General features: G+C 50.6%; 12 protein-coding genes. 11 read left to right on the forward strand and 1 reads right to left on the reverse strand.

What is annotated here, in order from left to right:
• Nucleotides 1–672 precede the first annotated feature (672 nt).
• From FYJ45_RS19080 to FYJ45_RS19120, 9 genes are all read left to right on the forward strand, one after another.
• Entirely contained in the window at nt 673–1,137 is a 465-nt protein-coding gene (locus tag FYJ45_RS19080) for a ribosome maturation factor RimP (protein ID WP_154466669.1), read from the forward strand.
• A gap of 21 nt (nt 1,138–1,158) precedes the next feature.
• On the forward strand, nt 1,159–2,427 hold the full coding sequence (gene nusA, locus FYJ45_RS19085) for a transcription termination factor NusA (protein ID WP_021638783.1): 1,269 nt from the start codon (nt 1,159–1,161) through the stop codon (nt 2,425–2,427).
• Nucleotides 2,420–2,692 (forward strand): RNase P modulator RnpM, encoded by a 273-nt coding sequence (gene rnpM / locus FYJ45_RS19090; RefSeq protein ID WP_021638784.1) that lies wholly within the window; start codon nt 2,420–2,422, stop codon nt 2,690–2,692. The genes nusA and rnpM overlap by 8 nt, the downstream gene beginning before the upstream one ends.
• The gene (locus FYJ45_RS19095; RefSeq protein WP_081745525.1) at nt 2,649–2,990 is read left to right on the forward strand and encodes a L7Ae/L30e/S12e/Gadd45 family ribosomal protein; all 342 of its coding nucleotides are present in this window, start codon (nt 2,649–2,651) and stop codon (nt 2,988–2,990) included. The genes rnpM and FYJ45_RS19095 overlap by 44 nt, the downstream gene beginning before the upstream one ends.
• A 14-nt stretch (nt 2,991–3,004) precedes the next feature.
• Nucleotides 3,005–6,136, forward strand: a complete 3,132-nt coding sequence (gene infB, locus FYJ45_RS19100; protein ID WP_154466671.1) for a translation initiation factor IF-2 — start codon at nt 3,005–3,007, stop codon at nt 6,134–6,136.
• Nucleotides 6,137–6,172: 36 nt separating this feature from the next.
• Nucleotides 6,173–6,568, forward strand: coding sequence for a 30S ribosome-binding factor RbfA (rbfA, locus tag FYJ45_RS19105; RefSeq protein ID WP_021638787.1), 396 nt, complete (start codon nt 6,173–6,175; stop codon nt 6,566–6,568).
• Nucleotides 6,569–6,618: 50 nt separating this feature from the next.
• Nucleotides 6,619–7,560 carry a DHH family phosphoesterase gene (locus FYJ45_RS19110; protein WP_154466673.1) on the forward strand — a complete coding sequence of 314 codons (942 nt, stop codon included), beginning with the start codon at nt 6,619–6,621 and terminating at the stop codon, nt 7,558–7,560.
• Between the two features lie 78 nt (nt 7,561–7,638).
• Complete coding sequence (gene truB, locus FYJ45_RS19115; protein WP_154466675.1) at nt 7,639–8,535, forward strand: tRNA pseudouridine(55) synthase TruB; 897 nt, start codon at nt 7,639–7,641, stop codon at nt 8,533–8,535.
• 78 nt (nt 8,536–8,613) lie between these two features.
• Nucleotides 8,614–9,543, forward strand: a complete 930-nt coding sequence (locus FYJ45_RS19120) for a bifunctional riboflavin kinase/FAD synthetase (RefSeq protein ID WP_154466676.1) — start codon at nt 8,614–8,616, stop codon at nt 9,541–9,543.
• 58 nt (nt 9,544–9,601) lie between these two features.
• Here the strand turns inward: FYJ45_RS19120 and FYJ45_RS19125 are convergent, their stop codons facing one another.
• Nucleotides 9,602–10,336, reverse strand: a complete 735-nt coding sequence (locus FYJ45_RS19125; protein WP_154466678.1) for a hypothetical protein — start codon at nt 10,334–10,336, stop codon at nt 9,602–9,604.
• 262 nt (nt 10,337–10,598) lie between these two features.
• Here FYJ45_RS19125 and FYJ45_RS19130 point away from each other — a divergent pair, with 262 nt between their 5' ends.
• Nucleotides 10,599–12,251: a Na/Pi cotransporter family protein gene (locus FYJ45_RS19130; RefSeq protein WP_154466680.1), complete on the forward strand. Its 1,653-nt coding sequence runs from the start codon at nt 10,599–10,601 to the stop codon at nt 12,249–12,251.
• 306 nt (nt 12,252–12,557) lie between these two features.
• On the forward strand, nt 12,558–13,589 hold the full coding sequence (locus FYJ45_RS19135; RefSeq protein ID WP_021638795.1) for a C40 family peptidase: 1,032 nt from the start codon (nt 12,558–12,560) through the stop codon (nt 13,587–13,589).
• The last annotated feature ends 172 nt before the right edge of the window (nt 13,590–13,761 follow it).

The following is a 13,761-nucleotide window of genomic DNA, read 5'->3' on the forward strand; positions in this document are numbered from 1 at the left end:
TCCCAACCTCCCGCCGCCCCGTGAAACAGAAGAAAGGAACCGGGCCGGATGCGCTTATCCCTGAATACAGCGGCATTTGTTGAAAAAAGAATAATGAAACAAGTTAAAACTCCATAAAATAAAATTACCTCCCTCCAGTCCTTTTTCTTTTTCTTCTATATAAAATACGGAAGCGTGCGGCGTCCTTTTCGTTACCTGCCGGCCCGGAGTATTTCCGGCGGTGTCTGGGGGAGGGGTTCCGGGGTGCGGGGCGGGCTGTGTTACAGGTGAGTCCCGAAAAAATGGAGATATTTCTTATCGCCCCGTTTTTTCATGCTTCGCTCCGTTCCTAATGGCGCTGTTTGACGAACGAAGTGAGGAGTTTGCGCCATGTTGGAAGAAGCATGGAAAAACGGGACGATTAGAAATATCCCATTTTTGAGGCCGAACCAGTAACACAGCCCGCCCCGCACCCCGGAACCCCTCCCCCAGACACCGCCGGAAATGCTCCGGGCTTATCCACCCTCCCGAGAGGCCACCATACCCTCCGCATTTTGCACTTGCGTTTTGTATACAATGGTGTTATACTACTGTAAGGTTAATAAGATTACTAGAGTAGAGTGGACTTCCGGTCCACTCTTCTTTATTGATTAGGCAACTTACAACTGAATAAAGAAAGGAACTGGTGAACGAATGTCAAAAGGCAGAACGATTGAAACCCGTACCGAAGAAGTGCTTGCACCCATTGCAGAAGCAAACGGCGTGGAGATTTACGACGTTGAGTACGCGAAGGAAGGCAGCGACTGGTATTTGAGGGCTTATATCGACAAGCCGGAGGGTGTGAATATTCTCGACTGTGAGAATGTGAGCAGAGCGCTTTCCGACAAGTTGGATGAAGAGGATTTTATTGATGATGCTTATATTCTGGAGGTCAGCAGCCCGGGACTGGGCAGGACGCTGAAGAAGGATAAGCATTTGGAAAAGAGCCTTGGAGAGGAAGTGGAGCTGCGGCTCTACAAGCCTAAGGATAAACAGAAGGAATTTGCGGGCATTCTGAAAGCATTTGATGAAAACAGCGTCACAATTGAAACACAAGAGGAAGAAAAAGTTTTTGCAAGGTCTGAAATCGCCCTGATAAGGCTTACATTTGATTTTTAAATATTTTTGGAGGTTAAAGCAATGAATAAGGAATTAATGGAAGCGCTGGATATTCTGGAAAAAGAAAAAGAAATCAGCAAGGAGACACTTTTTGAGGCGATTGAGAATTCCCTGCTTACGGCGTGCAAAAACCATTTCGGCAAAGCGGATAACGTGAAGGTGGAAATTGACCGGAAAACCTGCGATTTTCTCGTGTATGCGGAAAAGGAAGTGGTGGAGACAGAGGATGACGTGGAGGATGACTGCCTGCAGATCGCCCTGGAGGATGCCCAGGAGATTTCCAAGAGAGCCAAGGTGGGAGATGTCATTCATGTGGAAATCAAGTCCAAGGAATTCGGGCGTATTGCCACACAGAATGCCAAGAACGTGATACTGCAGAAGATCAGGGAAGAAGAAAGAAGCGTAATTTACAATCAGTATTTTGAAAAAGAAAAAGATGTGGTTACCGGCGTTGTCCAGAGATATGTGGGTAAGAACATAAGCATTAATTTAGGAAAGGCCGATGCCCTCCTGAATGAAAGCGAGCAGGTAAAGGGCGAGGTATTCAAGCCCACCGAGAGAATCAAGGTCTATATCCTGGAGGTGAAGAACACACCCAAGGGACCGCGTATCCTTGTGAGCCGCACCCATCCGGAGCTGGTTAAGAGGCTGTTTGAATCCGAGGTTACCGAAATAAAGGACGGAACGGTAGAAATCAAAAGCATCGCCAGAGAAGCGGGAAGCCGTACAAAAATGGCTGTCTGGTCCAACAATCCCAACGTTGACGCGGTGGGCGCCTGCGTAGGTATGAACGGCGCCAGGGTAAACGCCATTGTGGATGAGCTGCGCGGCGAGAAGATCGATATCGTCAACTGGGATGAGAACCCCGGAAACCTGATTCAGAATGCACTTTCCCCTGCCAAGATTGTTGCCGTATTTGCGGATCCTGATGAAAAAACCGCAAAGGTTGTTGTTCCTGATTACCAGCTTTCCCTGGCAATCGGCAAGGAAGGACAGAACGCCAGACTGGCGGCAAGGCTGACAGGTTACAAGATAGATATCAAGAGCGAGACACAGGCCAAGGATGCACCCGGCTTCCGTTATGAGGATTATCTGGATGATGATTACGATGAGGAAGACGGCGAATACGAGGAAGAGTACGACGGCGATTATGAGGAGTCTGAGGATTCCGGGGAATATGCCGGAGAGGAAGCCTATGAGGAAGCTCCTCTTGAAGAAACCTTCGACGAGAACCTGGATGAAGCTTCACAGGAAGAACTGACAGAGGATGACGGAGAGAACTATGAATAAGAAAGTTCCCATGAGACAATGCGTAGGCTGCGGCGAAATGAAGGGCAAAAAAGAAATGATGCGCGTCCTGAAGACTGCAGAAGGAGACATTGTACTGGATGTGACCGGTAAAAAAAATGGAAGAGGCGCTTATCTTTGCAAATCCATGGAATGCCTGAAAAAGGCAAGGAAAGGCAAAGGCCTGGAGCGCTCCTTCAAGATGAATATTCCAAATGAAGTATATGACAGTCTGGAGAGGGAGTTTGAGGAGTTTGAAGCAGAATAAGATTTTATCCCTGCTGGGTCTTGCCACCAGGGCTTCATCAGTGGTCAGCGGTGAGTTCATGACGGAAAAGTGTGTGAAGTCCGGTGCTGCAAGGCTGGTGATCGTAGGAAATGATGCCTCTGACAATACAAAGAAAAACTTCCGGAACATGTGCGAGTACTACCGCGTACCCTTTTACCTCTATGATACCAAGGAGGGGCTGGGACACGCGATGGGAAAGGAAATGAGGGCATCCCTGGCGGTAACAGATGACGGGTTTGCCAAAAGCCTGATCGGACATTTGGAAGAAGCCAAGTAGACGGAGGTAGCAGCATGGCTAAAACGAAAGTATTTGAACTTGCAAAAGAGTTAGGTATACACAGTAAAGACGTAATCACATTTCTTCAGGGAAAAGGGGTGGAGGCGAAAGCCGCCCAAAGCTCCATTGAAGACGATGCGACAGCGATGGTAAAGAAACATTTTGGTAAAAGCGAAGGAGAAAAACGCGTAGTGGAAGAAGCATCCATGAAGACGACGGGCGTTACGCCGGAAAAGAAAACAGAGAATACGCAGAATGAAAATCACGGAAAGCAGGAACAGGTCCAGACTGCGGCAGCGCAGCCTTCTGCAGCGGCACAGCCTGCCGCTGAGCACCGTGAAGGCGGCGCAGCCGATGCGCCGGTGAAAAAGAAGAAAAACATTATTTTTGTGAGCAATCCGCACAACAGCAAAATGCAGTCCGGCGGACAGCGTCAGTCCTCAGCCGGGAATAAACCCGGTGTGTCTGGAAATAATGGAGACAGAAGGGGCAGCAACAACGGAAATAATGGAAACAACGGCGGCAGAAATAATTCCGGCCGCGGTAACAATTCCGGCGGGCAGGGAAGAAACGGCCAGAACCGTCAGAATAATAACCAGAACCGTTCTTCAGGAAGAATCGGTTTTGAACAGCCCAAGCTGATCAAGCCCCTTACCAAGCCTTCACAGCCCCAGATGCCCGATGAGAGGCTGGAAGAACAGCGCAGGCGTGCGGAAGCTGCGGAAAGAGCAGCCAGAGAACAGAAAGCAAGAGAAGAAAAAGCTGCCGCGGAGAAAGCGGCAAGGGCCGAGAGAAGTGATAACAGGAATGAAGGAAGAACGGATAACAGAAGCGACAGGCCGCAGAACAGCCGCCCGGAGGGCAGCAGACCGCAGGGCAGCCGTCCGGACAGCGGCAGGACAGACAGGCCGCAGTCCAGAAATCCGAGAAACGACAGGCCGCAGGGCGGACGCACGGACACAAGGGCACCCAGAAGCGACAGGCCGCAGGGCAGACCTGGTGAAGGCCAGAGCCGTCCGGGCTTTGGCGGCGGCCAGAGGCCTGGCCAGGGCTTTAACCGTAATACAAATGGCGGCAGACCTGGCGGCAATAGTGACCGTCCTCAGGGAGACCGTACACAGGGCGCAGGCGGAAGGCCGGACGCTAAACGTGCCGCGGACAATAAATTCAGGAAGCCTGCGCCGGGCGGCAAGAGTTTTGTCCCCGAAAGCCCGATTAAAGAAGGCGAGAAGCACAGGGACGAAGAGAAGCGCCGCAGCAGCCAGGAGAGGGATAGACGCTCCAGGAAAGACCTCATTTACGAAGAGGACAATGCGGCAAAGAACAAACTGAAAAACAAGGCCGGCAGATTTATCAAGCCGGAGCCTAAGAAGGAAGAGACTCAGGAGGAGCAGATCAAGGTTATTACCGTAGGTGATACCATCACCATTAAGGAACTGGCCGATAAAATGAAGCTGCTGCCTGCCGCAATCATCAAGAAGCTGTTCCTGGAGGGCAAGGTTGTTACCCTGAATCAGGAAATTTCCTATGAAGATGCGGAAAATATCGCCATTGATTATGACATTATCTGCGAAAAAGAAATCAAGGTGGATGTCATTGAAGAACTGCTGAAGGAAGACGAAGAGAACGAAGAGGATATGATTTCCAGGCCTCCTGTTATCTGTGTTATGGGTCATGTTGATCATGGTAAAACCTCCCTTCTGGATGCTATCAGAAAGACAAATGTAACAGACCGTGAAGCGGGCGGAATCACCCAGCACATCGGCGCTTATACTGTACAGATTAACGGACAGAAAATCACCTTCCTGGATACTCCCGGACATGAGGCGTTTACAGCCATGCGTATGCGCGGCGCCAACTCCACGGATATCGCGGTCCTGGTGGTTGCGGCGGACGACGGCGTTATGCCCCAGACCGTGGAAGCGATCAACCATGCAAAGGCTGCAGGCATTGAAATCATCGTTGCCGTAAATAAGATGGATAAACCCAATGCCAATATCGACAGGGTGAAGCAGGAACTGGCAGAATATGAGCTTATTCCCGAAGAATGGGGCGGAAGCACCGTATTCGCACCGGTATCCGCAAAGACCGGCGATGGCATCAACCAGCTGCTGGAGATGATCCTGCTTACTTCGGAAATCCTGGAGCTGAAGGCCAACCCTAACAGACAGGCAAGAGGCCTTGTCATCGAAGCGGAGCTGGATAAGGGACGCGGACCCGTGGCAACCGTGCTGGTACAGAAGGGCACCCTTCACGTGGGCGACTTTATTTCTGCCGGTGCATGCCATGGCAAGGTTAGGGCAATGATAGACGATAAGGGCAGACGCGCCAAAGAAGCAGGACCTTCCACACCTGTGGAAATCCTGGGCCTTTCCGATGTTCCCAATGCCGGAGAGGTATTCCTGGCACATGAGAACGACAAAGAGGCGAGAGCCTATGCGGAAACCTTTATCGCACAGAATAAAGAGAAGAAGCTGGAAGAGACAAAGGCTAAAATGTCTCTGGATGATCTGTTCAGCCAGATTCAGGAAGGCAATCTGAAGGAACTGAACCTGATTATCAAGGCCGACGTACAGGGCAGCGTGGAAGCGGTAAAACAGAGCCTGCTTAAGCTGACCAATGAAGAAGTGGTTGTAAAATGCATCCACGGCGGCGTAGGCGCCATCAACGAATCCGATGTCACCCTGGCCGCAACCTCTAATGCCATCATTATCGGCTTCAATGTCCGTCCGGATGCAACGGCGAAGGCAACGGCCGAAAGAGAGGGCGTGGATATCCGTCTGTACAGAGTTATTTACCAGGCTATCGAGGATATCGAAGCCGCAATGAAGGGTATGCTGGATCCTGTATTTGAGGAGAAGGTTATCGGCCATGCGGAAGTGCGTCAGATTTTCAAAGCATCCGCAGTGGGCAACATTGCAGGTTCCTATGTGCTTGACGGTGAGTTCAAGAGAGACTGCAAGGTGAGAATTACCAGAGACAAGGATCAGATTTATGAAGGCACTCTGGCAAGTCTCAAGCGTTTTAAAGATGATGTGAAGGAAGTACGTTCCGGATATGAATGTGGTCTTGTCTTTGACGGCTTTGACCAGATTCAGGAGGGTGATATCGTGGAAGCCTACATTATGGTAGAGGTTCCAAGATAAGCTGCGGAAGTTTGCTGCCTCACAGGTAGGAGTAATATGAGAAAAAACAGTGTTAAAAATACCCGGATCAATACGGAGGTGCAGAAGGTGCTTGCCGAAACCATCCGGGGGGAAATAAAGGATCCCAGAATCGCTCCCCTTACTTCAGTGGTAGCGGTGGAGGTTTCTCCGGATCTGAAGACCTGCAAGGCATGGATCAGCGTGCTTGGGGATGAAAAAGCCCAGGCGGATACGCTGGCCGGCTTAAGAAGCGCCGCCGGCTTTATCAAAAGCAGGCTGGCGAAGGAAATCAATCTTCGTATTACGCCGGAGGTATGTTTTATCATGGATCAGTCCATTGCCTACGGAGTAAACATGTCACATAAGATTGATGAAGTTATGGGCAGCGCAGGGACGCAGGCGGAGACGGATGAGGAAGCCGGAGAAGAATAAGCCGGCAGATGCTTCCGCCTGGCGCATGTTTGACAGCAGGGAGGTCTGATATGAAGCTTTTGGAAGAATGTAAACAGGCAAAAAGGATAGGGATCAGCGGACATATCCGTCCGGACGGAGACTGTGTCGGTTCCTGTATGGGCCTTTACCTTTATTTGAAAAAGGTAAGGCCCGATGCGGACCTTCATATTTTCCTGGAAAAACCGGCTGATATTTTCAGCTGCATCAGCAGTGTGGAAGAAATTAACAGCGAATACGGCGAGCAGGAACGCTTTGATGTGTTTTTCGCCCTGGATACTGCGTCCGACCGCCTGGGAGGAGCAGAAGCGTATTTCAACAGCGCTGTGAAAAAGATAAATATTGACCACCATATCAGCAATAAGGGCTGCGGGGATGTGAATTATGTGGTTCCCACAGCCAGCTCTACGAGCGAGCTTATTTATGATCTGACGGAAAAGGAACAGCTGGACGAAGAGATTGCCAAAGCGCTTTATATCGGCATTATCCATGATACGGGCGTGTTCCAGTATTCCAATACGTCGCCGGAAACCCTTCGGGCGGCGGCAAAGCTGATTTCCTATGGCTTTGATTTCAGCCGTCTCATAGAAGAGACATTTTATGAAAAAACCTATCTGCAAACGCAGATACTCGGCCGCGCACTGCTGGAAAGCATCCTTTTCATGGACGGAAAATGCGTGGTCAGCGTCATTGACAGGAAAACCATGGATTTTTACGGCGCCTCGCCCCAGGATCTGGAGGGCATTGTAAGCCAGCTTCGCAGTATCAAGGGCGTGGAATGCGCCATATTCATGTATGAAACAGGCGTGCTGGAGTATAAGGTGAGCATGAGATCCGGCGGTCTCGTCAATGTATCGCAGATCGCTTCCTATTTCGGAGGAGGCGGGCATGTGCGCGCGGCGGGCTGTACCATGAACGGCACCTGCCATGATGTAATCAATAACCTTTCGTTACATATTGAAAAGCAGCTGTAACCACCCGGCCAGCGGGCATTTTTCTGCCCGCTAAGCCTGACCGGACGGCTGGAAACAGTTTATCAAGGAGCGGAATACATGATAAACGGCATTCTGAATGTCTATAAAGAAGCGGGCTTTACCTCCCATGATGTGGTGGCAAAGCTGCGCGGCATATGCAGGCAGAAAAAAATCGGCCATACAGGTACCCTGGATCCGGAAGCGGTCGGGGTACTTCCTGTTTGCCTGGGCAGCGGCACGAAGCTGTGTGATATGCTTACTGATAAAAGCAAGGAATATGAGGCTGTGCTTCTTCTGGGACAGGTGACGGATACCCAGGACGTGACCGGAACGGTATTGGAGGAGCATGAGGTGACGGCGGATGAAGAGCAGGCTGTGGAGGCCATCCGCTCCTTTGTGGGGGCTTATGAACAGATCCCGCCCATGTACTCTGCGCTGAAGGTGAACGGCAAAAGGCTGTATGAGCTGGCCAGGGCGGGGAAGGAAGTGGAGAGGAAGGGCAGGAGGGTGGAAATCCACAGCATCGAAATCCTTTCCGTCAGCCTGCCGGAAATCACCTTCCGCGTTGCCTGCTCCAAAGGAACCTATATCAGGACCTTATGCCATGATATCGGACAGAAGCTTGGCTGCGGCGGCACCATGAAAAGCCTGAAGCGCACAAGAGTGGGCATTTTTACCATTGACGGCACGCTGAAGCTTTCCCAGCTGGAAGAACTGGCGGCGCAGGGCAGGCTGGAAGAAAAGGTGATACCTGTGGAAGCGATGTTTACAGAGCTTCCTGTCCTTACGGTGAAGGACGCTTTTGTCAGGCTGATAGAAAATGGGAATGCCTTTTATCCCGGCCAGGCGGAGGAAAGCGTAAGGACTCCGGACGGCAGACAGGTGAGAGTGTATGATAGAAAAGGACGTTTTTACGGCATTTATGCCTTCTCGGAGGAGAAGGAAAGGTATCAGCCCGTAAAAATGTTCCTGTAATGTGACTGTGAAGGAACCAAACCCTTTAGATAAATATCCCGCAGAAATAACGGAAAGTACGGATACTGGAGTGATTCAATGCAGATAATTTCGGGTACGACAGAATTTGAATGTAAACACCATACGGCGGTGGCCATCGGAAAATTTGACGGCATTCATCAGGGCCACAGAATGCTTCTTTCCCAGATTCTGAAGGCAAAGGAGGATGGGCTGCAGTCGGCGGTTTTCACCTTTGATCCCCCTCCAGGGGTGTTTTTCTCAGGAAAGCCGCAGGCGGAGCTGACAACCAAGGAAGAAAAAAGACGGGTTTTTGACCGGATGGGAATCGATCTTCTGATTGAATTCCCCATGAATGCGGAAACCGCGGCCATGCCGCCGGAGACCTTTGTCCGGGAAGTGCTGCATGACAGGCTGCAGACAAGGTTTATTGCGGCAGGGACGGATCTTTCCTATGGAGACAAAGGAAAGGGGGACTGGCATCTTATGCAGGCCATGTCCGAACAGATGGGTTATCAGGTACAGGTTATCGACAAAATCATGTATAACGGCCGGGAGATCAGCTCCACCTTTGTGCGGGAAGAGGTGCAGAAGGGGAATATGGAGCTGGCGGAACGGCTTTTGGGCGCTCCCTACTGTGTGGCGGGGTCTGTCATGCATGGGAAAAGGCTGGGAAGGACACTGGGGATGCCCACGGTGAACCTTTTTCCTCCCAGGGACAAGCTCCTGCCCCCAAACGGCGTGTATCTTTCCCGGGTATCTGCCGGAAACAGACAGCTGAACGGCATTACAAATATCGGCTGCCGGCCTACGGTGAGCAACAGCGGCCAGATGAGCGTGGAAACATATCTTTATGATTTTAATGAGGAAATCTACGGGGAATATGTGGAGGTGAGCCTGTACTCCTTCTGCCGCCCGGAGATGAAGTTTTCAAGTGTGGAAGAATTAAAGCAGAATATGGCCCGGGACATAGAAGCGGGCAGGGAATATTGGAAAAACCGGAGGCTGTGACGTCTCCGGTTTTTCTGTGACCTGCAGATATACTGTTTCAGGTATTTGCTGATGCGGCTCAGGGCCTGCAGACCTTGCAGGCGCCATAACCGGCGGCGAGGGCGTCGGACAGGTCGATGGAAATTTTGCTTTTCTCCAGATAACGGCAGCTTGCTCTGTGATATTTATTGCCGGTAGCCGTGATGTAAACGGTTTTCTCCTGAGGCTTGTCCGCGGTTACCTGCGGCGCTTCCTGTTGCTGCGGCGCAGGAACAGTCTGTCCTGCCAGGGCTGCCGTAAATACAGGTGACGCCCAGTAGCGTGCACCGTCAAAGCCTATCAGCCCGGCGGCAATGCCATTCTGCAGCAGTGTCGCATCAGTGGGCGCATACAGCGTCCAGCCCGCGGCTTCAAAAACAGCGGCGATGGCGGCATCCGGTGCGGGAGCCGTCTGGGCGGGAGCGGGGACCGCCTGGGCCGGAGCTGTTTGGGAAGGCGCTGCAGGTGCAGGGTTGGCGGCTTCGGCATTGGGACCAACCGGGCTTCCCTCAGGGGTGGTGCATACGCCTGTTTCATCCAGGTAATACCAGAGCTCACCTACCTGAATCCAGCCTGTCTGCACGAAACCGGCGGCATCCAGATGATAGATGCCCGTCCCGGCCTGCACCCAGGTGTTGGCTGCAAAGCTTCCGTCATCGTTCTGGAACTTTACCCCTGACGTATCCTGGACAAAGCCTGCGGCCGAAACCGTGGACGAGAAGGCGAAGCTCAAAAGCAGGGCTGTGGTTAACAGAGTCACTATCCTTTTTTTCATTGCATATCCTCCTTATTCCCCAATAAAATCTTTTCCTTAGTATACCATTTTCTGGTTAAACAGCCAACAAAATTTATCTGTATATTGTAAGCGTCTGATACAAAAATCAACATTTTCCCCATTTCCTCTTGTAACTTTCTTAAGAATCCCTTAAAATATATGTAAAGTGTGCGTAAATAAAAAGTAAAATCGATGTATAATGCAAACCCTGGAGAAAAGGCCGAAAGGCCTTTTTCGCAGGTGGGAAGGAAAAAGACAAAAGATGAGTATAGGTGCGATGCTGTTGTCAATGGCCGGGGGCCTTGGATTGTTCCTGTTTGGCATGCGGCTGATGAGCGAGAGTATTGAGAAGGCGGCGGGTGCCAAGCTGAGGGGCATCCTGGAGATGTTTACCAAGAACCGCTTTGTTGGAATGCTGGTCGGTATTATTTTTACAGCGGTTATACAGTCCTCCTCGGCGTGTACGGTAATGGTGGTCAGCTTCGTCAACTCGGGGCTGATGAATCTGTATCAGGCGGCGGGTGTAATCTTTGGTGCCAATATCGGTACTACGGTGACCTCCCAGCTTGTTTCCTTTAACCTTTCTGAGATAGCCCCGATATTCCTTCTGGCAGGAATCCTGGGCATCATGTTCTGCAAGCGGCAGAACATTGTTAAAATCTGTCATATTATCCTTGGCTTCGGCGTTCTTTTCATGGGCCTGTCCGGGATGTCCAGCGCCATGTCGGGGATGCGGGACATGCCGGAGATAGTGCATATTCTTTCTTCCCTGACAAGCCCGATGCTTGCCATTCTTGTAGGGACGCTGCTGACAGCGGTAATCCAGAGCTCCTCTGTAACGGTAAGTATTGTGCTGCTGATGGCAAATCAGGGGCTGCTGGAGCTTCCCATCTGTCTGTTTATCATACTCGGCTGTAATATCGGCGCGTGTACCTCCGCGCTGCTGGCATCCCTGAGCGGGAAGAAGGATGCCAAGAGGGCTGCCATGATCCATTTCCTGTTCAATGTGATAGGAACGGTATTGATGTATATCATACTTAAGCTTGCCATGGGTCCGATTATCGATCTGCTTCATATTGTTTCCGGCTCCAACCCGGGACGTTTCGTGGCCAACGCCCATACTATTTTCAAGGTGTTCCAGGTACTGGCGCTTTTCCCGTTTGCCGGCCTGATCGTCAAAATGACCTATTTCTTCGTGCCTGGCGAAGACATGAAGATGGACGACCGCGACAATTTCACGCTGAAATATATCGGGGACAGGACCGTTTTCAATCCGGCTACGGCGGTGGTAGAGGTGGACAAGGAGCTGAAGCGTATGGCTGATCTTGCCTCCGACAACCTGAACCGCGCCATGAATGCGCTGATAACCCTGGATGAGGAAGATATTGAAACCGTTTATTCGGTGGAGAAGAATATCAACTTCCTCAATCATTCCATTACCAACTATCTGGTTAAAATCAACCAGACCACACTGCCCATTGAGGATCAGAAGAGCATCGGCGCCCTGTTCCATATTGTAAATGATATTGAAAGAATCGGCGATCATGCGGAAAATGTGGCTGATGCGGCAAGACAGAGAAAGGCCACCGGCGTAGGCTTCAGCAAGGAGGCGCAGCATGAACTGGGACAGATGCTGGATATGGTCAATACGATCATCCGTTTTTCGGTGGAAATGTTCTCCACAGGCTCTGATGAGCGTGCCGAGGATGTGGCGAATCTGGAGGATGCCATTGACGATAAGGAACGGGAAATCCAGAAATCCCACATAGAACGTATGACCAAGAACCTGTGTACGCCGGAGGCCAGTATGATTTTCTCCGATGTGGTGAGCGGACTGGAAAGAGTGGCGGATCATGCCACCAATATCGCATTTGCCATGAACAATACGGAATATGAAGTAAGTAAAGCCATGTAATAATAATGAAAATGCTCCCGCCGCCGTCTTTGGCCGGCAGGAGGCAGAAAAAGGTCCTTCCATCCAACGCTTCCTTTCTGAAACGGATGAAAGGACTTTTTCTTTGCGGCGGAAGGGTAACTGTGAAGTGACACAACGGTTATATTAGAAATAAATTCCAGGAAATAAGGGGAAATATGGATTGACAGGGAATTAAAATTTGAATATAATACGGTTGTAACAATATTGTAACATTTTGAAAGGAATCTGTAAAAATTCCCTCAGGAATGAAGCAGATGCAGGATAATTAACAGGAGAAATATTTTTATGTTAAAAGGAACAAAAGCAATTGGCGTGTTGGCGGCTGGATTTGTATTATATACCGGAATGACTGTAATGGCGGCCGGAAACGGCAGCGTTGTTGTGCCCTCGGCAGGCGTTGGAGAGATTCTGGAAGCGAACGTGGAGGAAGAAGAATACCTTGCGGCGGCGGAAGAAGCTAAAATAGAAAGAAAAGCGATCTACGGCTTCAGTAATCTGGGAATAGCCAATGTATCCAATTATCTGAACGTGCGTGAGAAACCCAGTGAGGACGGCAAGCTTGTTGGCAAGATGAGCAAGAACAGCGGCTGTGACGTGCTTGAAATCAAGGACGGCTGGGCGCATATCAAATCCGGCAAGGTTAACGGATACGTAAAAGCTGAGTTCCTGTTAACAGGTCAGGAAGCCAGGGACAGGGCGGACAAGGTTGCAACCGATATGGCGGTGTGCAATTCCGGCGGACTGTTTGTGCGGCAGGGCCCGGGAACGGACAACCCGGTAATCACACAGGTGGCGGAAGGCGAAGAGCTGGAAGTCGTGGAGAAGCTGGACGGATGGGTTAAGATCATGCTGGATGACGAGGAGGCTTATGTATCCGCCGATTATGTGGATATAGCCAAGAAGCTCGACAGAGCGGTGACCCAGACGGAACTGATCTATGGCAAGGGAGTTTCCAACGTCAGGGTGGATTTGGTCAACTATGCGAAGCAGTATCTGGGCAATCCTTATGTATGGGGAGGCACCAGCCTGACAAGTGGCGCGGACTGCTCCGGTTTCGTCCTGAGCGTATTTAAGAAGTACGGCGTATCCCTGCCCCATTCCTCAGCGGCACAGAGTACCATGGGATCGAAGGTGAGCCTTTCTGAGGCGCAGCCCGGCGATCTGATCTTCTATGCACAGAACGGAAGAGTCAACCACGTGGCTATTTATATCGGAAACGGCCAGGTTATCCATGCCAGCAATCCCAGAAGCGGCATTAAGATTTCAAATGCCACTTACCGTACGCCTTATGCCGTGAAGCGTGTGCTGAACCAGTAACGTTTAGTGCTTCATACGACATTTTCATACGATTGTATATTATTACAGCTCTGAAAGGCGAAAATTTCTCGCACAAAAATTACTGATAAGCACTGAAGATTTAGCCGATGCATGATAAAATAAAAAAAAGTTTTTCGCAAAGGAGAAAATTTATCGTGACAAGGGCTGAACA

Source organism: Eisenbergiella porci (assembly GCF_009696275.1).
In the GTDB taxonomy this organism is placed as follows: domain Bacteria; phylum Bacillota; class Clostridia; order Lachnospirales; family Lachnospiraceae; genus Eisenbergiella; species Eisenbergiella porci.